This window comes from Sulfitobacter sp., from assembly GCF_036961165.1.
Taxonomy (GTDB): Bacteria; Pseudomonadota; Alphaproteobacteria; order Rhodobacterales; family Rhodobacteraceae; genus Sulfitobacter.
Genome location: NZ_JBALVJ010000017.1, coordinates 18975 through 38734 on the forward strand (window position 1 = coordinate 18975; position 19760 = coordinate 38734).

General features: G+C 57.5%; 20 protein-coding genes and 1 tRNA gene. 13 read left to right on the forward strand and 8 right to left on the reverse strand.

The features are described 5' to 3' along the window. Nucleotides 1-312: 312 nt before the first annotated feature. The 3 genes from V7730_RS09745 (at nucleotide 313) to V7730_RS09755 (ending at nucleotide 3185) form a co-directional block, all read left to right on the forward strand. The gene (locus tag V7730_RS09745) at nucleotides 313-642 is read left to right on the forward strand and encodes a TraR/DksA family transcriptional regulator (protein ID WP_335747405.1); all 330 of its coding nucleotides are present in this window, start codon (nucleotides 313-315) and stop codon (nucleotides 640-642) included. A 334-nt stretch (nucleotides 643-976) separates the two neighbouring features. After that, nucleotides 977-1831 (forward strand): universal stress protein, encoded by an 855-nt coding sequence (locus tag V7730_RS09750; RefSeq protein WP_335747406.1) that lies wholly within the window; start codon nucleotides 977-979, stop codon nucleotides 1829-1831. A gap of 730 nt (nucleotides 1832-2561) precedes the next feature. Continuing rightward, the gene (locus V7730_RS09755; protein WP_335747407.1) at nucleotides 2562-3185 is read left to right on the forward strand and encodes an exopolysaccharide biosynthesis protein; all 624 of its coding nucleotides are present in this window, start codon (nucleotides 2562-2564) and stop codon (nucleotides 3183-3185) included. Between the two features lie 131 nt (nucleotides 3186-3316). Here the strand turns inward: V7730_RS09755 and V7730_RS09760 are convergent, their stop codons facing one another. The 3 genes from V7730_RS09760 to V7730_RS09770 form a co-directional block, all read right to left on the reverse strand. After that, nucleotides 3317-3658 (reverse strand): TIGR01244 family sulfur transferase, encoded by a 342-nt coding sequence (locus V7730_RS09760; protein ID WP_335747408.1) that lies wholly within the window; start codon nucleotides 3656-3658, stop codon nucleotides 3317-3319. Between the two features lie 13 nt (nucleotides 3659-3671). Next, nucleotides 3672-4547, reverse strand: coding sequence for an MBL fold metallo-hydrolase (locus V7730_RS09765; RefSeq protein ID WP_335747409.1), 876 nt, complete (start codon nucleotides 4545-4547; stop codon nucleotides 3672-3674). A gap of 327 nt (nucleotides 4548-4874) precedes the next feature. Then, the gene (locus V7730_RS09770) at nucleotides 4875-5591 is read right to left on the reverse strand and encodes a Crp/Fnr family transcriptional regulator (RefSeq protein ID WP_335747410.1); all 717 of its coding nucleotides are present in this window, start codon (nucleotides 5589-5591) and stop codon (nucleotides 4875-4877) included. Between the two features lie 136 nt (nucleotides 5592-5727). On the opposite strand from V7730_RS09770, the gene V7730_RS09775 reads away from it, so the two are divergent. Genes V7730_RS09775 through V7730_RS09790 form a run of 4 tightly spaced genes read left to right on the forward strand, consistent with a single transcriptional unit; the run spans nucleotide 5728 to nucleotide 10529 of the window. Next, the gene (locus V7730_RS09775; protein WP_335747411.1) at nucleotides 5728-6234 is read left to right on the forward strand and encodes a hypothetical protein; all 507 of its coding nucleotides are present in this window, start codon (nucleotides 5728-5730) and stop codon (nucleotides 6232-6234) included. Further along, entirely contained in the window at nucleotides 6231-6950 is a 720-nt protein-coding gene (locus V7730_RS09780) for an ABC transporter ATP-binding protein (protein ID WP_335747412.1), read from the forward strand. The genes V7730_RS09775 and V7730_RS09780 overlap by 4 nt, the downstream gene beginning before the upstream one ends. After that, on the forward strand, nucleotides 6944-9313 hold the full coding sequence (locus V7730_RS09785) for an ABC transporter permease (protein ID WP_335747413.1): 2370 nt from the start codon (nucleotides 6944-6946) through the stop codon (nucleotides 9311-9313). The genes V7730_RS09780 and V7730_RS09785 overlap by 7 nt, the downstream gene beginning before the upstream one ends. 4 nt (nucleotides 9314-9317) lie before the next feature. Further along, complete coding sequence (locus V7730_RS09790; RefSeq protein WP_335747414.1) at nucleotides 9318-10529, forward strand: efflux RND transporter periplasmic adaptor subunit; 1212 nt, start codon at nucleotides 9318-9320, stop codon at nucleotides 10527-10529. Nucleotides 10530-10602: 73 nt separating this feature from the next. On the opposite strand, the gene V7730_RS09795 is transcribed toward V7730_RS09790, so the two are convergent. After that, nucleotides 10603-10944, reverse strand: coding sequence for a phasin family protein (locus V7730_RS09795; RefSeq protein ID WP_335747415.1), 342 nt, complete (start codon nucleotides 10942-10944; stop codon nucleotides 10603-10605). Nucleotides 10945-11234: 290 nt separating this feature from the next. On the opposite strand from V7730_RS09795, the gene V7730_RS09800 reads away from it, so the two are divergent. From V7730_RS09800 to V7730_RS09810, 3 genes are read left to right on the forward strand one after another with little or no spacing between them, the layout of a single operon-like run. Beyond that, entirely contained in the window at nucleotides 11235-11570 is a 336-nt protein-coding gene (locus V7730_RS09800; RefSeq protein WP_335747416.1) for a hypothetical protein, read from the forward strand. A 1-nt stretch (nucleotide 11571) separates the two neighbouring features. After that, complete coding sequence (locus tag V7730_RS09805; RefSeq protein ID WP_335747417.1) at nucleotides 11572-12723, forward strand: site-2 protease family protein; 1152 nt, start codon at nucleotides 11572-11574, stop codon at nucleotides 12721-12723. 51 nt (nucleotides 12724-12774) lie between these two features. Then, nucleotides 12775-14307: a PAS domain S-box protein gene (locus V7730_RS09810; RefSeq protein ID WP_335747418.1), complete on the forward strand. Its 1533-nt coding sequence runs from the start codon at nucleotides 12775-12777 to the stop codon at nucleotides 14305-14307. On the opposite strand, the gene V7730_RS09815 is transcribed toward V7730_RS09810, so the two are convergent. After that, nucleotides 14283-15041, reverse strand: a complete 759-nt coding sequence (locus V7730_RS09815; protein ID WP_335747419.1) for a response regulator — start codon at nucleotides 15039-15041, stop codon at nucleotides 14283-14285. The two genes, V7730_RS09810 and V7730_RS09815, sit on opposite strands and share 25 nt — an antisense overlap. A gap of 171 nt (nucleotides 15042-15212) precedes the next feature. Between V7730_RS09815 and V7730_RS09820 the strand changes: the two genes are divergently transcribed. After that, nucleotides 15213-15896, forward strand: coding sequence for a helix-turn-helix domain-containing protein (locus V7730_RS09820; protein ID WP_335747420.1), 684 nt, complete (start codon nucleotides 15213-15215; stop codon nucleotides 15894-15896). A 163-nt stretch (nucleotides 15897-16059) separates the two neighbouring features. Here the strand turns inward: V7730_RS09820 and V7730_RS09825 are convergent, their stop codons facing one another. After that, a complete protein-coding gene (locus V7730_RS09825) occupies nucleotides 16060-16488 on the reverse strand; it encodes a DUF2267 domain-containing protein (protein ID WP_335747421.1) in 429 nt (142 codons plus the stop codon). A gap of 9 nt (nucleotides 16489-16497) precedes the next feature. Then, a complete protein-coding gene (locus V7730_RS09830) occupies nucleotides 16498-17682 on the reverse strand; it encodes an EI24 domain-containing protein (protein ID WP_335747422.1) in 1185 nt (394 codons plus the stop codon). A gap of 236 nt (nucleotides 17683-17918) precedes the next feature. On the opposite strand from V7730_RS09830, the gene V7730_RS09835 reads away from it, so the two are divergent. Beyond that, nucleotides 17919-18305 carry an Hsp20/alpha crystallin family protein gene (locus tag V7730_RS09835; protein WP_335747423.1) on the forward strand — a complete coding sequence of 129 codons (387 nt, stop codon included), beginning with the start codon at nucleotides 17919-17921 and terminating at the stop codon, nucleotides 18303-18305. Nucleotides 18306-18380: 75 nt separating this feature from the next. Then, nucleotides 18381-19220, forward strand: a complete 840-nt coding sequence (locus V7730_RS09840; protein ID WP_335747424.1) for a universal stress protein — start codon at nucleotides 18381-18383, stop codon at nucleotides 19218-19220. 434 nt (nucleotides 19221-19654) lie between these two features. On the opposite strand, the gene V7730_RS09845 is transcribed toward V7730_RS09840, so the two are convergent. Then, a tRNA-Arg gene (locus tag V7730_RS09845) sits at nucleotides 19655-19731 on the reverse strand. Nucleotides 19732-19760: the final 29 nt, after the last annotated feature.

Consider the following 19760-nt stretch of genomic DNA (forward strand, 5'->3'; position numbering starts at 1 on the left):
CAGACACAGACCGTCGACTCCGAACCGGCAATGATCCTACCGGCCGGAACAAGCCCCAGATAAACCGCAACAACATCGCCGACTTCCAAATGCACGATGCACGCGGGAACCAAGCCATCCGCAGGCAAAGGCGCAAACCTGCCGTCCCGCAGCACAGGCGTCACGCGACAGCCAGTAATTGAACAACCCAATTGATGCTGATCAACTGCCCCATATCGGAATGTGAGATGCTGGTGCGAGCGTAACAATCAGGCCTGCGCGGACCCCGAGTTTCCCTGACCACAGCAACGAGAACAGAAAAAGGTCGAACAGATGAAAAATGCCGCCCAGCACAAACAGAACATTGAAATCCGCCTTACAGAGCTTTGGGCACGTCTGGAAAAAGTCGAAGCCGCGCTCGATGAGCCTGCCGATCCAGACCTTGAAGATCAGGCGATCGAACTCGAAGACGATGAGGTCCTTGAGAGTGTCGGCCGCGCAGGGCAACTTGAAATGCGGCAGCTTGAGGACGCGCTAAAGCGGATTGCGAACGGAACCTACGGCGACTGTGCAAAGTGTGGGAAAGAGATTTCCGAGGCGCGTCTGGAAGCTGTGCCGTATACGCTCTTGTGTCGAACCTGTGCCAACAGTGCTGCCAGTTAATCCATTGCTGGCAAACGACTGACTAGGCACGCCTGCCGTCCGGATTGCCTTTCGCGCAGGCGCGTCCGGATTGCTGTCCCAACTCGCTCGGCTCCAGAAGAAATTTTCGTCGTCATGGCGTGCGCGGCACTTCCTGGCCCGCTTTCCAGCTTCGCCATCTTGATTGCACGGCGTCTTGTCTCTGTCTGAGCTTTTGCATCCCGTCCAATACAAATACTCCAGCTGGACCACAGGCATTTGAATAATCGCAAACGACCCGCGATTGATCGAAATCAAGGCCCGCCGCAGGGCGGCGCACCATATTGCATATGAAACCTACTCAAGGAACGTCGAAATGAAAAACGAAAGCCTCTTGGTTGTTATCGGAAAGTCCGCTCGGCCGGTCGATCTGGAACCGCTGAGCGAGAGTGCCCGTGAACACAACCTGCACTTGATCGTCTTGATCGTGGGCGCGATGCCACCGGTCCCAGTCTACACTTACGGTGTCGGCGGATATGGTGCGTATGCTCTGCCTTATGACTGGCAAGCTGAGGTCGATAGTTTGAATTCCGAACTGGAGGAGTTACGAACCGCAACGTCTCAGTATCTTGCCGATCAGGGCGCAAGTGCCGATGTGCGGATCATCAGCGGCGAAGCTGCAGCATTGCCGACCGCCATAGCGCGCGTCGGCCTGACATCAGACACGATCCTAATTGGCGATGACCTGCGCAAGGACGATCGCCTGTTCGCCGATGTCATGCGCGCCACCTTGTTTGGTACGCCTGCAGGTGTGATGCTAAACGCATTTAGATCACCCAAGGCCCTGCAACCCGGATCAGTTTTCGTGGCGTGGAAAGCTGGAGTTCCAGCCGCCCGGGCAGCCCGCGCTGCCCTTCCGCTCCTTCGTACCGCCGAAACTGTTACAATTGCCCTTTTCGATCCGGTCGCGACCCATATGCAGGATGGAGAAAATCCCGGGACGGACGTTGCGGCTTGGCTAACGCATCAAGGATGCAACGTGACGGTGCAACAATATCCAAGCGGCGGTGAAGAAATAGGAACCGTCATGTTGAAACGTGCCAAAGAGTCTGCCGCAGAACTGATCGTCATGGGCGCCTACGATCACTCGCGATTGCGCGAGACCGTTTTCGGGGGAACCACGCGGACACTGATCGACCAACAGGGCTACCCAGTCCTGCTTTGCCACTGATCAGTTTTAGTATCAGGGCCGACCATTAAGGTTTGGGGTGCCGCAAGTTCGCTGCTAAGCACCCCAATTCCAGAGGCAGACCCCCTTCGAAATCCCATAGATACCACGCGTTCAGGAATGCACGGCCATCGGGAATGAATGTGTTCGCCGCGCCCGACCTCGCTCACGAAACTCATGCTCGCTTAGCGGCACCGAGCCATCCAATCGGCCAGCGGGCGTAGAAATTGGTCCATCACAGTCAGCATTCCAGCCAAACCCAATGCGCCGCCAGGCACCCGCCCACCATCACCCCTTCAGCATGGCCAACGATCCACGAGAAGAGCGTCACCCTAACACAAGGGTCGGCAGCATCAGCCTCGGCGCCGGAACACCGGACGCGATGGATACATTCACCGGATCACGATGATCCCGGTGTGTACCAAGGCCCTTGCTCTAACCACCGGCATGCGGCGCCATCTCAGCACAATGTCGCAGGTCTTCCCGCCTAACAGTCATTTGCCTCTCCCGATTTTCGACGTCGTGCAGAAGCGTCTGAATATTCCCAGCATCCTCGTCGCGCGCCCTTCTCGATCATGCAGAGGAAACTGCCCCAGCCGCCAAGGGTCACTTTAAGACGACCGCTAACTAGGATAAGCTGGATAACAGCAACGCCATTTTCGACCGGTTGTCCAAGGGCGCCAGACACGGTCGCGTAATTCTGAAAATCTGACCGGAGGTCACAGCTCCACCGATGGGAAACAACGCAGAACAATCCGATGGTGATGGTAACGGCATTGCGTCACTGATCTGGGCGTTGAACCTCCGGTCACTGTCCGGCAGGACTGTGACACTGGGGGATGCGCTGGATCTTGCGGGTGCGCGGATACACGGAGTTGCAATTCTTCTTATGGCTTTACCCGAGACCATGCCACTTCCCATCCCGAGCTTCGGGGCGATTTTGGGTATTCCGCTCCTCATCGCATCGCTGCACCTGATGGCCTACGGCGAGCGTGGCAACCTGCCAGATCGCGCCCGACGGATACATCTCCCGCCGCGAATGATCGAGATGATGGTGCGGTACCTGACTGACCCGCTCACCCGCGTAGAGCGGATAAGCCATGAACGGCTGCCCGCCCTTGCCCGTCGGGAACGACTGGTGGGCGTGATGTGCGTACTGATGTCCGTGTTGCTGCTAATGCCGGTCCCGCTGATGAATGTACCGCCTGCTATTGTATTGGTTTGCCTTTCTTGGGGCCTTTTGCAGCGTGACGGTCTACTTGTCGGCTTAGGCATTGCCATGGCAGTCGGCGTTGTGATGACGGTCTTTGCTCTTGCCGATCTGATTATTGCAGCCCTTGCCGGGATCGCGACCTGATAGAGCGATCAATGACCGGACAAATGCATTCAGAGATCAGAGCTTCTGAAGTGGAGCGATCAGGATATCGACATCGAAAAACGCCAACGGTTCTGCCTCCGCGCAACAGCTGACCATATCTGCCGGACACGTTAACCTACATCGGCCTCCGGTCCCGCGGCCCAGATCGCCAATGATCTGTTACCCGAGCGGCAATAGGCGAGCACGGGCTTGGGCAGGTTCGCAAATATCCTTTGAAACTCGGAAATATCCGCCTCAACAGGCCCAGTCGGAGCAACGGGCAAGTAGGCCGTTTGCAGCCCCGCGCGGCCTGCGACATCCTCGATCACCTCGAAAAGCGGCTGATCGTCCGCTTCCCCGTCGGGCCGGTTGCATACGATAGATTTAAACCCCATCGCCGCGATTACGGCGATGTCATTTGTTCCGATCTGCGCCGAGACCGAGAACGTGTCGCTTGCCTTACGGATATCCATGATTTTGATCCTTTCACAAACTGTTAAGTGGCACTTTGAGGAAACGCTTCCCGTTTTTGTCAGGATCGGGAAGATGCCCTCCCCGCATGTTCACCTGAAGAGACGGTATGATAAGTTTCGGCATGTCCAGCGCAGCATCGCGTTCGTTGCACATGGCGATGAATGCGGCACGCGTCGTACTGCCCTCGACGTGAACGTTATGTGCCTTCTCATCGCCAACGGTCGTCTCCCACCGGATGTCACGCCCGTTCGGACCGTAGTCGTGGCACATGAACAATCGTGTCTCGTCCGGCAATGCGAGCACTTTCTGAATGGAATCGTAGAGCGTACCGACATCCCCGCCCGGAAAATCCGCCCGCGCCGATCCACCGTCCGGCATGAACAGAGTATCGCCGACAAACGCCGTATCGCCGATCACATAGGTAAGACAGGCGGGTGTGTGGCCCGGAGTATGCATCACCCGCACGTCAAGCGCTCCGACGCCGAATGTGTCACCATCCTCGAACAGGCGGTCGAACTGACTGCCATCACGCTCGAACTCGGTGCCTTCATTGAAGACCTTGCCGAAGGTTTCCTGCACCACCGTAATTTTTGCACCGATACCGATCTTCCCGCCCAGCTTTTCCTGAAGATAGGGTGCAGCGGACAGGTGATCGGCGTGGACATGCGTTTCCAGCAGCCAATCGACTGTCAGCGCGTGTTCGCGGACATGGGCCACGATCGCATCGGCGTGATTATAGGCGATCCGCCCTGCGGCATAATCGATGTCCATGACAGAATCGATGATCGCGCAGCTGTGCGACTTGGGGTCCTTGACCACGTAGCTGATCGTATTGCTCGCTTCGTCAAAGAAGGCGGTAACGTCGGGATTTGGTGGCTCGGCGGACATTGTATCTCCTTTCCTGATTTTCAGGTCGATTTCGTGATGGCGCATGTCATGCCCCGCATCGCGCCGCGCCCGGCAAAAGTGCCCCCCCCACAAGCGCTAGAACGAACAGTGCGACGTGCGGGTCGAGTGCTCTGATACAAACGTTGCGCCCACGCCAACACTGAAACTGCCGACCAAGAGTGCGGGCTAGCAGGCCAATACAGTATTCACCCGCCAATCCCCCCGTCAGCAGTTGCAGCGACACAGGCCCAGTATCAGCGCAATCCTGACGATGAGACGGATACCCTGCCCGCCGCGCGCATATTGATAGTCATTGGTAAACTCTTTTCATTCTCTTCGTTTAGGCGGCTCCCATGCGCCACCTCCGTAATTTTGTCGCACTGGGGGCCTCGGTCTGACTGCCCGTATCCGCTGAGTGCTTCTGTGTCCAACAGGCGCATGATCCCGCGCTTGACCTCTCCCCATCCACGTCGCTGCCCCTCGCCTCGCTGGCGGGACATGACCCCGTGCGGTCGCCGCTTTGGCCGAAATCTGCCGCTGGGTCGCGTTGATCCGTGTCCCGTCGCCCGCAAAGTCAATCAACCGGCCTGCCAACCGCATGTTGATCCGGCGGCACGCCACATTCTCGACCATTTGCATCAGATCCGTGATCCTTTTGGAATATGTCTGAAAGATCAGTCTACGGAACTCTGACGAGCGGATCATCAGATCGTCAAACACTGTCTTAGGAAACAAAAGAAGATCGAGGTCGGTTTCAGTGATTGCGGTCGCGGCGAATGACGAGTCTTCAGGCAGGCAAGCTGTCGTTAGGACGCAGTTTTCACTGGCCTGTGAGCGGTAAAGTACGATTTCGCGCCCCGTTTCTGCCTCCTGCTCTACCCGCAGCGTGCCTGGAAGCAGGATCAGCAAGGCTGCCACATCCCTGCCGGGTGCAAAGACCTCGGCCCCCTGCGGCACGTGCAATTGTCTTGATCGTTTCACGAGGTCTAGGCGCAGATCTGCGGTGACACCCGGAATGTCCGGAAATTCGAATATGCGGGTCAATGAAGCCATTCCTGATCTGATTGACAAGATGGGTCCACTCTAAAGCGGATGTCACGTGCCGAATTGATTTCGGTCAACCTGAACAACAGCATCTTGATACAGGGTTAGAAAGACTTTTCCCCCGCTGGAGATCGCAATGCCACCAGAACCGCGCAAGCACGCCATCGTTTATTACTCCCGCGACGGCCACACGCACCGGCTGGCCCGCCAACTGGCCGATACTCTGGAAGCGGACTTGTTCCGGATTGTCACCAGCCGCTACTCCAGCAATGTTCTGGGCTATTTGCATGCCGGGTTCGACAGCCTGACCGGATGGCTGCCGAGCATCAGCCCGATCCCGGACCTCTCCGGCTATGCGAGCGTGTCACTTGGTGCGCCGATCTGGACGTCCTATCCGGGGACGCCCCTACGCACCTATCTGGCGACCCGCCCAAAGCTTCCTGACATCGTCGGTATGTTCGCGACCAGCGGCGGGAACTCTGCACAAGACAAGGCCTTTTCAATAGCATGCGGCACCATGGATCGCCCGTTTGTCGCGACATTCAGCGTTCCCAACTCCCTCGATCAGGCTGCGGCCGATATGCGGGTCACCGACTATTGCAACGCGCTCGTGACTGCTGTGGGTACGGATCTTTCGACATGAAGGATGCCGCGCTGCAGACGGTATTCAGAACCGAAGGGATAACGAAGGTCTATGCCTCCGGCGTACTTGAAGTGCGTGCACTCGACGGCGTCGACCTAGAGCTGTTCACCGGCGAAATGACCGTCCTTCTGGGCCCTTCCGGCAGCGGAAAATCGACTTTGCTCAACATTCTCGGGGGGCTGGATCATGTGACGTCGGGTCGGGTCTGGTTTCGCGATACCGAGCTGACAGGAATGACCGACCGCGGTCTGACCAGTTACCGGCGCGACCATGTAGGTTTCGTGTTTCAGTTCTACAACCTCGTGCCCAGCCTGACGGCGCGGGAGAACGTGCAACTGGTCAACGACGTGGCCCGCGACCCGATGCCCGCCGAAGACGCGCTGGCACTTGTCGGGCTTGAGGCGCGCATGGACCATTTCCCATCCGAGATGTCGGGGGGCGAACAGCAACGCGTCGCGATCGCACGCGCCATCGCAAAACGCCCCGAAATTCTGCTCTGCGATGAACCGACGGGCGCATTGGACAGCAAGACGGGCGTTCAGGTTCTCGAAGCTCTGAGGCAGACAAACGACCGGTTCGGCACGACGACTGTGATCATTACGCATAACGCCGAGATCCGGAAAATGGCCCACCGGGTGATCTATTTCCAGGACGGGCGTATCGCCGCAATAGAGCGCAACGAACATCGCCTCGCCCCTTCGGACATCGTGTGGTAAAACAGATGCACGCCATCGACCGCAAACTGCTGCGCGATTTCCGTCGCCTCTGGGCGCAGGTGTTGGCCATCGCGCTTGTGCTGGCTTGCGGTGTCGCCATCCTTCTTACGTCTTTCGGGATGTACCGTGCGCTTGAAGACACGCGCACGGCCTACTATGAACGCAACCGGTTCGCAGATGTCTTTGCCGCGACACGCCGGGGCCCCTTGTCCCTGCTTGGGGAAATCGAGGCGATCCCCGGTGTTCAAAATGTGGAGATGCGGGTCACCGGCGATGTGATCCTAGATATTCCGGATCGCGTTGAACCTGCGGTGGGGCGCATTCTATCGCTTCCCGACGGGGACGAACCCCGGTTGAACCTGCCAATCCTGCGCAGCGGGCGGTGGCCTGAAACCATGTCTGAAATCGCCGTCAACGCCCCTTTTGCCTTAGCCAACGGCTTTGTGCCCGGCGATACACTTGCGGCCAATATTAACGGGCGCAAGCGCGACCTGACGATCACCGGCACCCTGTTGTCCCCCGAATTCATCTATACCCTGGGTCCCGGTGCCCTGATGCCCGACAATCGCACATTCGGCATCTTGTGGATGCGACGGACGGAGGCCGCGGCCGCCTTCGATATGGTCGGCGCTTTCAACGGCGTTTCTTTGACTGTGGACTCCACGGCGCACGTCGAAGCGATTATTGACGCGCTCGACGATCTTCTGGCCCCCTTCGGCGGGTTGGGCGCATATGGTCGCTACCAGCAGCAGTCAAACGCCTTCATTGATGCCGAAATCAAACAATTACGCAGCATGGCTATGATCCTACCGCCAGTCTTCTTCGGCATATCGGCATTTCTGGTCGCGATGGTGATGGGCCGCATCGTGACGCTGGAGAGGTCGGAGATCGGGCTGCTGAAGGCGCTGGGCTACAGCAACCTTGAAATCTGCATCCATTACCTGATGCTGGCCGGACTGATCGCACTGACGGGCATTGTGATCGGTTGGGCGAGCGGAACATGGCTCGCGCGGGAGTTGGTAGTGCTATACGCTGGGTTCTTCGACTTTCCCTTCCTGATCTTCCATGTCTCGCTTTGGATTTATGGGCTGGCGGGACTGTTGGCGGTCACCACGACAACACTGGGTGCTGCGCGCAGCGCGCTGATTGCCGCACGGCTGGCCCCCGCTATCGCGATGCAGCCGCCTGCCCCACCAAAGTTCCGGCGCAACTGGATCGACCGCGCAATGGCCCGCGCGCGTCTTTCGCAACCGACGGTCATGATCCTGCGCAGCCTCACGCGCTGGCCCGTGCGCAGTGCCATGACGTCGCTGGGCCTGTCACTGGCCGTGGCAGCTATGATGACGGCATCGTTCATGACCGACGGGCTGGACTACGTCATCGACAGCGCGTTCTACCAGTCGAACCGGCAGCACGCGATGCTGCTGTTCGCGCAGGACGTGCCGGTGTCGGTCCTACAAGAAGTGGCGCGGCTGCCCGGTGTGCGCCAAGTGGAAGGCCAGCAATATCAAGCCGCGAAGATTCGCTACCGTCACCACGAAAAACGGGTGGTGGTCGAGGCACGGATGCCAGGCCCCGATCTCAGCCGGATCATTGTGCTGGACGGGACGACAGTGGATGCGCCAGCTGGCGGTATCCTTCTATCCGAACGCCTGGCCGGGCAACTTGAAGTCGGTGAGAACGATGTGATCACGGTAGAGTTTCTGAGCGGTAATCCCGGCACCTACGATCTGATCGTTGCAGGTGTCGTGCCACAGTATCTAGGCCTTGGTGCTTATGTCGATCATGCCTATCTCAACCGCCTGTTCCGGCAAGCACCCCGCATTTCAACAGCAATCGTAACACTCGACGAGACCCGCTTCGACGAACTGTATACCGCGATCAAGGACATCCCAAAATTGACCGGCACCATCATGATGACCCAGACCCGCCGGTCGTTTCAGGAAACGATACGCCAGAATGTTAACATCATGATCACAGTCTATGTCATTATTGCCGTGCTGATTTCGATTGGAGTGGCTTACAATAGTGCCCGGATCCTGCTGTCAGAACGCGCCCGCGAGCTGGCAAGCCTGCGTATCCTCGGGTTCAGTCGCGCTCAGGTATCATACATACTGGTGGGCGAATTGATGATACTGGCGGTGATCGCGCAACCCATTGGCTGGATGTTGGGGCGGGTGCTTTCCGAACTGATGGTGCGAGGTTTTTCCAGCGATCTCTTCAGCCTGCCGCTGATCCTCAAGCCCGCGACTTTCAGTACTGCAAGCCTGATCGTGCTGGCGTCTACACTAGCCGCCGTTCTGGTGGTGCGGCGGCGGTTGGACCGGCTTGATCTGGTCGCCGCGATGAAAACAAGGGAGTAACACAATGCTCAACAACGGACCGAAACCAAGAACGATCATCGTCTCGTTGATTGGGATCGCATTTATAGGCGCAGCGCTTTGGGTAAGCTTCCGATCGGATCCCGTGCCCGTCGATCTGCATACGGTCACATCAGGCCCCATGCGGGTTACCATCGATGTTGACGGCAAAACGCGGGTACGCGACGCCTATGAAATCGCCAGTCCGATTGCGGGCTTGACCCGCCGGTCGCCTGTTTCGGTGGGCGATACGGTGATTGGCGGTCAGACCGTGGTGGCTGTCGTGGATCCGGTATCCCCTGGACTACTGGACACCCGCAGCAGGCTTCAGGCCGATGCGCAGATCAGCGAAGCCGAAGCAGCAATGCACGTCGCACAAACCGATCTGCGCCGCGCCCAGCAGGAACAAGCCCACGCGCAGTCACAGTTTGAACGTGCCCACACCCTTGTGCAACGCGGCTTCAGCACCATCACCCAGCTTGAGGACGCCACCCAGAGGCTAGCGGTCGCAGACGCCACCGTTGAGGCTGCCAGCGCCCGCATCGATATGGCGCGCGGGGCCCTGAACCGTGCCGAAGCCGCCCTTGTGGAACACGGCGTACCGGATGGAGCCGATGATGCCTGTTGCGTCCCTTTGCTGGCACCTGCAGATGGTGTGGTCCTTGAGATCGATGTCGTCAGCGCCCGTCCGGTAAGTGCCGGCACCCGTCTGGCGACGGTTGGCGATCCCGGCGACATCGAGATCGTGGCAGACCTGCTGTCGAGTGATGCCGTAGGGCTTTCTCCGGGTGCTCTGGCCATCGTCGAACGATGGGGGGGCGACGCGCCACTGATGGCGCAACTGCGGCGGATCGAGCCGAAGGCCCGCACCGACGTGTCCGCTTTGGGCATCGAGGAACAGCGTGTGGATGCGATGTTCGAACTGACTTCCGAGCCTGCGGAGCACGCTGGTCTCGGTGACGGCTTTTCGGTATTTTTAAGGATTATCGAGTGGCAGGCCGAAGATGTGCTGCAAGTCCCGCTCAGCGCGACCTTCCGGGTAAACGGTAACTGGGCGGTCTTCGTGGTCGAAGATGACGTGGCCAAGCAACGCGCAGTTGTGCTGGGGCCAAGCGCCGCACGAACGGTTCAAGTGCTGGAAGGACTTTCTCCAAGAGAGGTCGTCGTGACCCACCCATCGGACGCCTTGAGACACGGTAAAAGGATTGTTGAACGGTAGTGTGGACACAATGAAGCCGACCTCCGTAGGTCGGCTTCAGGCGGCTCTGATCACGGACTAGACAGGCGACGCGTCAACTCTTGGGTTTCAGGTCGGTCTGCAAATCCTCTGCCATCTGGCCAGTCAATTCCACTAGCTTCCCGGTTTCGGCATGATATTGGTCGAATGCCTTTTGGAGGAATTCGGCCTGCACATGCTGGACCTCGACCATCGACTTGCAATTCAATAGCGCGTGCTGCGTTTTGGCATCTTCCTTGATGCGATCCGCAACGAAGGTCGTGATCTCACTGCCCAGGTCGGCGACACGCTCGAACCATGCGGTGCCCATCCAAGCCGTAGGTGCCAGTGGCTTGAAAACGACAAATGGGTCGAACGCGGCCGATGCCTGCTTTGAGGTTTCGGGTTTCTTTGTCATCTCGTTCTCCTTGGGTTCTGAATCGGGTGCGGTGCAAACTTATGACCTGAGGGATAGTCGGTCTTGATCGAAATCAATCGCCAAGGGCCAGAGATAGCAGCGGCAAAAGCTCGAGCACATCGTTCACACTAGGTCAGGTCGTTACTCGCAATAAAATCCGCGCGAGGAACACCAGTTTTTGATCTCCATCAATCCCTCGGTGTGAAAATGGGCTTCAATAGAAGTCCAGCGCGTGATTTGAGGCGCAAGACAAGGACTGGACCGAGACGATAAAATGCGAAGAAATGACAATGCCCGGTAATCAGATCGCTGGCATCCTATTTCATAAAGTCGGCGCAGGACGGGGCAAACCAATCGACACCCATGGCATGATGAACTCACTGTTCGGTCAGGAGGCGCTGAGGATCAACTCCGATGGAACGCGCGCCCTTGGCGGAGCCAGAGAAGTGCCCGAATGTGTCCCGACCATAAACCGCTTTTCCAAAGAGGTGAATCCAATCCAATTCGCGAAAGACAGGGACATCTGTGACGACCCAGGCGCTCCGGAGGGATCGTCGATCAAACGCTATCACGAAGCCGCAAACGTCAATCGGTTGGATGCTACTCAAGCTACGCGGGGAGGATAATATGTGGGGCAATGCCATGAGGATCGCACGGATACGCGGCTTCGACATCAAGGTCGACGCCAGCTGGTTCCTGATCGCAGCACTCATCGTCTGGAGTCTTGCGACAACCTATTTCCCGACCGAGCTGCCAGACACCGGAACCGCAACGCTTTTTGCATCGGCGGTACTAGCGATGCTGGGTCTTTTCGCATCGCTTATCTTGCACGAACTGGCCCATGCAGAAGTCGCCGCACGTTTTGGGTTACGCATCTCGGGCATAACCCTGTTCTTGTTCGGCGGAGTCGCGGAAATGCAATCCGAACCGGCAGGCGGCACAAGCGAATTCTGGGTTGCCATCGCGGGCCCAATTGCCAGTGTTTGCCTTGCGCTCGCGTTTTGGTTCAGCGCCCAGATCGCTGACGTTATCAGCGCGCCCGACCCCGCGCGTCTAATTCTGCACTATCTTGCATGGATCAACCTGATACTCGCGATCTTCAATCTGCTTCCTGCATTTCCCATGGACGGCGGTCGCGTCTTACGAGCGTGGTTATGGACGCGGTCAGGCAACCTATTAGAGGCGACCAGACGCGCAACAACTGTATCTGCCGCCTTTGCCTACGTCTTCATGGGGATCGGCCTTTTTGCTGCGTTCACAGGCACTCTTGCTGCCGGTCTCTGGCCAGTGCTTATTGGCCTGTACCTGCTCGTCACCTCGCGCGCGGCGCTGGCGCAGCTTGAGACGAAGACTGCGCTGGACGGGCAAACCGTCGCTGAATTAATGACAAAGCACCCCTGGACGGCCAATCCGGGCCAATCGCTCTCGGATCTTGTAAACCGTGTTTTTCTTGCGCATGGCATAAGCTTCGTTCCGGTTGTCGAGCGTGGCACCTTGTTGGGCTATGTCGATCTCCAGATCGTTCGGAAGATTGATCAAGATAACTGGACCACGACGACCGTCGAGGACGTGATAGAAAGCGTCAATGCGGGCAACACCATTCCGCCCCAAATGTCCGGTCTAGATCTGATGTCTCTCATCATGAAAACCGGTCGGAGGAAGTATATCGTTGCAGACGAAAACCAACTGATGGGCGTGATCACCCTATCCGATGTCTTGGGCTATCTGAGCGTTTTCCGCGAGGTTACCACCCCATTACCCAAAACAATGGTCAATTAATCAGGAATTTGCAATCATCGGGCGATAGATGCCAGAATCGGATTGCAAACCATGAACACGGTCGATGACCGCGCGCTTCTGCTCGCATTGCTGGACGCAGCAGTCGATGCCATCATCGTCTCGGACAGGGATGGCACGATTCTGAGATTGAACAAAGCCGCCGCCGCGTTGTTTGGCTATTCCGTCGAACGCCTGATGGGACAAAATGTCCGCGTCCTGATGCCGACAGACATGGCGGTGCGGCACGACGGCTTCTTACACAATCATCTGAACACAGGCGAAAAACGCATAATCGGCATCGGACGCGATGTAGAGGGTTTGCGTGCGTGCGGTAAGGTATTCCCCCTGCATTTGTCCGTCGGACGTGCGGATATCGAAGGCAAGATCGCCTTTGTTGCGATCCTGCACGATCAAACTCGCAGGAAGGCCGCCGAAGAGGCATCGGCGCGGTCACAGCGCATGGACGCCATCGGCCAGATGACCGGCGGGATTGCCCATGACTTCAACAACTTGCTGACGGTCGTGATAGGCAACCTCGAGCTTCTCGAAATGTCAGAGACTGCCGAAAAAAGCGGCGCGCTGATCACCGATGCTCTGGAAGCGGCTGAAATGGGGGCGGACCTAACCTCGCGATTGATGGCGTTTGCGCGCAAGAGCCCCTTGCAATCCGAGGTGATCGCAGTGAGCGATGCTGTCTTGCAGTCTCTTGCACTGCTGAAGTGGACCATAGGGTCGCACATCTCAGTCGAGGCATCTTTGGCTGACGACCTTTGGTCCACGCGCGCCGATGCGACGCTGTTGCAGACCGCCGTCCTGAACCTCACACTCAACGCGCGGGACGCGATGCCGGTAGGCGGCAAGATATTCCTTGAGACCCGAAACGTGACTTTGTATGACCCCTACCTCGCCGAAGAGATCGGTGTAGAGCCCGGTAGCTATATCTGCCTGTCGATCAGCGACACCGGCGAGGGTATGTCTCGCGAAACCCGCATCCATGCGATCGAGCCGTTCTTCACGACAAAGGCTGTCGGCGAAGGCACCGGGCTTGGACTGTCTATGGTTTATGGCTTTGTCAGGCAGTCCGGCGGCCAGCTTACTATCTACAGCGAACCAGGTCAGGGAACGACCATCAGCCTGTATTTCCCGGCGCTGACTGATGCGAGCGTGGATACCTCTGCCGCACAAAATCCAGAAGATGCGCAGACACGTATCGGGACCGGGCAACTAATTCTAGTCGTCGAGGACGACGCTCGCGTGATGCGGCTGTCAGAGGCGCGACTACAATCCCTTGGATTCGGCTGCATAACGGCGACAAGCGCCGACGCTGCATGGGATATTTTGCAGGATCGCGAAGATATTGCATTGGTCTTTACTGACCTTGTGATGCCGGGAACGATGTCAGGGCATGACCTTGCCATCCGCATTGCGGCACAAAAACCGGACGTGCGGGTGTTGATGACATCGGGATTTTCCGAAGGCGTATTGCGAGACGGGCGTATCGGCGCGGCATCCTCGGTCCTGCGCAAACCCTACCGTCAGGCCGACCTAGCCCAAGCGGTTCAAGCCGTGCTGCTAGACCGGTAATCCTGCTCAACCGGGCTTTCGGTAAGAATGTATCCGATGCCGCGTACCGTCTTGATGAGTAATGGGCGTGCCGGATCCCTTTCGATCTTCTTGCGAAGGCGTGCGACCTGATTATCGATGGCGCGATCCAGCGGCGCCCAGTCTGGCCCGTCGATCAGATCCATCAAACGGTCCCGCGACAAAGATCGTTTTGGGTTATGCAGAAAAGCCGAAAGCAATCGGAAGTCGGCAGTCGTCAGATCACAGTCCTTACCGCTACGGTCGGTTAGTACCAAGCGGTCAAGGTCAACAGTGAGACCATCCAAACAAAGCAAGGAGCTGATCGCCGAGGTATCGGAAATCTGAACAGTCTGGCTTTTGGTGCCGTTTTCGGTCCGACGCAGGACCGCGCGCACCCGCGCCAGAACCTCACGCACATGAAACGGTTTTGTCAAATAATCGTCCGCGCCCAGTTCCAGACCCACGACGCGGTCAATTACATCATCCTTACCAGTCACCATCATGATCGGAACGTCGTGATTGCGACGGATATCCCGGGCAATATCCAGCCCGTCCTCATCGCCCAGATTGAGATCAAGCGTCACGAGATCGGGGAAGTCGCGGCTAAATGCACGGCGTACACCTTCGCCATTCTCCGCCTCTTCCACCAAAAAACCGTCCCCTTCAAGGCATCGTCGAAGAAGGGCACGGATTTTGAGGTCGTCATCGACGACGAGAACTTTTTTTTGAGACATGAAGGAAATCCAATCCAATCTATCCACTATACCCAGATTTCCAAGCTATAGCTACCCGCCACGGTTATTCCGGCGGAAAGACACAAATTGATACACTTTGATACCTAAGCCGATGTCCGGCTGCGACGATCAGGCAGGAAAGTGGTTTCGAAGCCAATTGGGGGACGAACCATGTACGTAACACTTTCATCCAAACAAGCACCTGCCTTCCTAGCCTCCGATGTCGACCAGCCATGCCGGTCTGTGGTTACGTCACTAAGTCCGAGGCGGCATGAAGCGGGCACGCATCTATTTCGTGAAGGTGACGAAGCCACCCATGTCTATGAGGTACTATCCGGCGCTCTGCGTCTTACGCGCGTGCTTAAAAACGGGCGTCGGCAAGTCATCGCCTTCGGCCTGCCGGGCGACATTATTGGGTTTCCGAACGGCGATCTGCACCACACCGACTGCGACGTCATCGCCACCGCTGAAATCGTCGCCCTTCGTCGCCGGACACTTGAAACCGGCGAGGGTGATCCGGAAACGCATAAGCGGTTACTTCGCGCCGCATTGCACGAGATAAGCGCCATGCAGGACCATTTTATGATGCTCGCGCGCAAGTCCGCAATAAGAAAGGTCGCATCCTTTTTGATTGCGCTGTCTCAGCGCACTGGCAAACCGATCGGCAATTACACAACATTCCCGTTGCTCATGAGCCGTGCCGATATCGCTGACTTTCTGGGCCTGACCATCGAAACTGTCAGCCGGTCGTTCAGCCTTCTGCGCAAGAACGGGGCAATCACGCTGGAAACGCCACAGATCGTCCTCATCAAGGACATGCAGGCCCTGATCGACGTCTCGCAGGACACCGATTAAGCGCGCAGGTCAGACCACTCCAACCTTCAAGATATGGTCGTACACCAGCTTATCGAAGTCGAAAGCGATATCACCTACGGCTATCTGAAATTCCAGGCAGCACAGGTGATATCGCTTCGATCATCGGGTCAATGACCTTATCCGTTGCGGCGATCGTGCAACTTCAATCCGGCCACATGTCGCGGATCGACTGCGGAAAGCCTGCTTTGACATCACTGACTTCACCCTCTGATATCTTGCTATTGATGGTCCGGAACACGGCGACGATGTCTTCCAGACCGCGCCAGCCCTGAACGTCACCGACCTGTTTCTCGATAGCGCCGATGAAATGAACGGCATTTCTGTCGCGCACAGGGGTATGGGCAGGCTGCCATCCCTCGAAGAACATCCCTCGGATCAGCAGGGGCATCTGTGCTGACAGCTGTGCCATCTCTTCATTGTTAAGATGATCGCGAATGAGCGCCAAGGTCACCCGCAAGAGACGTGCCGCATCGCGGCTGCTCCCCCAATCCAGGCGCTCGCGCAATTCGTTGATCCATTCGTGCGTCAGTTGCACCGTATGGTCGATCACTTCCAATCCCTGAGCAGACATAATGTCCTCCTATTGCGGGTCACGTTCAATTGGACGCATATCGACATCCATCGTAGGGCCGACATTGCCCACCAAAAATTTGAATAGCGCCATTGTCATTCCTCCGACGCCCAGTAGAACCAGCGCGAAATTTGCCATCCAACCCAGCACCGGGATGAAGTTCAACAGCGCGAAGATGGTCACACCAATCACCAGCGCCAGCAGCCGCATCCAAATCTCCGGATGCTCTGCAGAGCCGAGGCCACGCATCACCCGCATTGCCAGAACGTAAACCCCGAGAACGTATCCCAGCGTCCAGAAGGCGACGATGCCAAGCAAAACGATCGGCACAAGCGGGATGCCGACGACCGCCAGTGCGCTGACCGGCACCAGGCCGAACAGTATTGACAGACCGATCACACCCCAGAGCAGCGCCATTCCGGGCCGCGCTTCGATATGCTGCCGCAGATGGCGAACCTGCTTCGGTGCAAGCGTAAGAAACAGCGCGCCGATCACGGTAAACAAACCAAGTGTCACCAGAAAACCGCTCAGCAACGAAAAGAAGGTCGGCAGCACAGGATATTCCCACTCGGACCACATCTCGTGCGCCCCGCCCATCATCTCTCTGCGCTGATAGGGCTCGAAGGTCACGCGATCCGCAGGCACAACACGCTCCGGAATATTTAGGCGCGCGGGTGCAGAATATGTCAGCGTGCCGCCGATACGCGCGTCAGGGCCGAACGTCAGCGTTTCGCCTGCAAGCAAAACATCACCTGAGACTTCGGAGTTAAGTGTTACCTCGCCTCCCGCGGCTACCAGTGCGCCCAAGACGCGACCGTCGATCGTGACCCAGCCCCCCGCAAGGCGGGCGTTGCCCGCGACTTCAGCCCCAGAGCGGGTTCTAACACTGAAACCCGACGCACTAAGATCGCCTCCCACAGGTCCGCGCAGGCTGACGGAAAACCCCATCGCATAAAGATCGCCACCCGTTGTCGCATCCACGTCGATATCGAATCCGGCTGCATGGGTATCCTGTGCAATTGCGCCGTCGAGCGACACAGTTGCGCCGACGACCAGAACATCGCGGGTCGCCTCGATGGGCGATCCTGCCTCGCCAAAGCGCAAGACATCGCCACCGATCGTGCGATCAACCGTATCCGTGAAACCGGGGCCCGCCACGGCAACCAAAAACCCCGCAACAAGTGTGCTCTTCATTCCCATCATTGCCTCCTCTTCCGGTCGGTAGTCCGAAAGAGTGTGCAGGCGCGCGCATACCTGCCAGTTGATCATGATCAATTAAGACTGACGATTCCGCCATAAAACTGTGTGTGCCCAAGAAGGCAACGCACATTTTCAAAACGAAGGTCATTGATATGTCGAAAAAGAACCGCACACCCCAAGCGTCCGCGGATCCGGTTGGATAGCCCTTAATCCAATCATTCCAGACCGAGTTGAACCGCCTGTTCGATCGTTTCAACGCCGCACCACTGGGCGCTGTTCACAAGGTCATGCCGGTGCTCGACATCGCTGAAACCGAGGATGCCGTAGAAATTACCGCCGAGATTCCGGGTGTTAAACCCGAAGATCTGGATGTTTCGATTTCGGACGAAACGCTGATCCTCAAGGGCCAGAAGAGCGACGAAAGAGAAGACCGCAGCAAGGACTGGCATCATGTTGAGCGCAGCTTCGGAAGTTTCCGTCGACATGTCCCTCTCGGGTTTGCGCCCAAGGACGGGAAAGTCGACGCAAAGTTCGAGGGCGGTGTCCTATACCTACGCATTTCCAAGCCTGCAGACGTGGCAGGAACGGCCAGAAAGATCGACGTCACGGGGGCCTGAGAACTGAGCGGACCCCTATTTCATGGGGTCCGCATCACCAGCTCCCCCTCCATTCCTAACAAAAAGGAACATCCCATGACGATCAAGACCATTCTGGCCTGCCTCACAGGCGACACTGGCGCGGACAGCCTTATGCGGGCCGCAAGCGCCCTCGCCCGCCGCCATGACGCACATCTCATCGGACTGCACACTATAGAATCGTTGATGATCTATCCGGGGATCGTAATGCATATCCCCGATACGGTGTACGAAACCTACGGTGTGTCGCAGAAGGAGAAATCCGCCGCGTTGAAGGCACTATTCGAGCGATATACACATGCCGAGGACTTCGTTTCTGAGTGGCGCCTACTCGCGAGCGGCTCCGAAACCGCCGCCGACCGCATCGTTGAAAGCGCACGATGCGCCGACATCGTATTAATGGCCGCCGCCGCCCCAGAAAGCGACAACTACGCCAATGTGCACCTTATCGAAACCGTGATCCAGGATGCCGGACGCCCAGTGATCGTCATCCCGTCAAATTTTGACGCAGACGCGCTGGGGCGCTCTATCCTGATCGGGTGGAACGGCACACGCGAAGCTGCGCGAGCCGCCCACGATGCCCTGACCGTGCTTCAGGACGGCGATACGGCACATATCCTGCGGGTGAACGACAAGAGCCAGATTGCGGATCATGATGCAACATCGAACGATCTGGCGGCTGTCTTTGCCCGCCACGGGATCGACACGACGCTGGTGCACAAAACATGGGAAAAGCCCGGCGTCGCGGGAGCCCTCAACAAAGAGGCCTTTGAGAAGGGTGCGGACATGATCGCAGTAGGCGCCTTCGGCCACTCCCACGCATATGACTTCGTGATTGGTGCCGCCACGCGGGATCTTCTCCGCGGTTCGGACCTGCCCGTGATGTTCTCACGCTGAGTTCGACGCAACGCGGCTACATCGCGGACGACACAACACCGCAAACATGGGTCCGGATCATTGTAGCAGGGTTCCGGCCCACTGTACGCGCACGGGAACAATCCGACGCCGAGCGCCAAAACTCCCTTATCGGGTTTTGCGCTGCTGCTGATTTGACACTGAACGGTTTATGCACATCCGCGTCGCCGTTAGCTCCCGAATGACACGGAAGAACGGTATATAATTGCGCGAAACGGGCGTACTTAAGTGCCGATAAGGGAGTCCTGAACATCGCATACGGGACCGTTCAGGAGCGCGATCACCAGTTGCAGCACCAACGCAGTGGCTGTTGCCTCCTTGTCTGACATAGCCAAGCCGACTGTAGAAAAAATCCAGTTGATCAAGGTGAAGACAACAAAACTGACAGGTGTCTTAGGTCTATTCAGAAGCGAAAATGGTGAACCCAGCTGGATTCGAACCAGCGACCTCTGCCTTCGGAGGGCAGCGCTCTATCCAGCTGAGCTATGGGTCCACTAAGGGCGGTATAGTAGCAAGGACCAG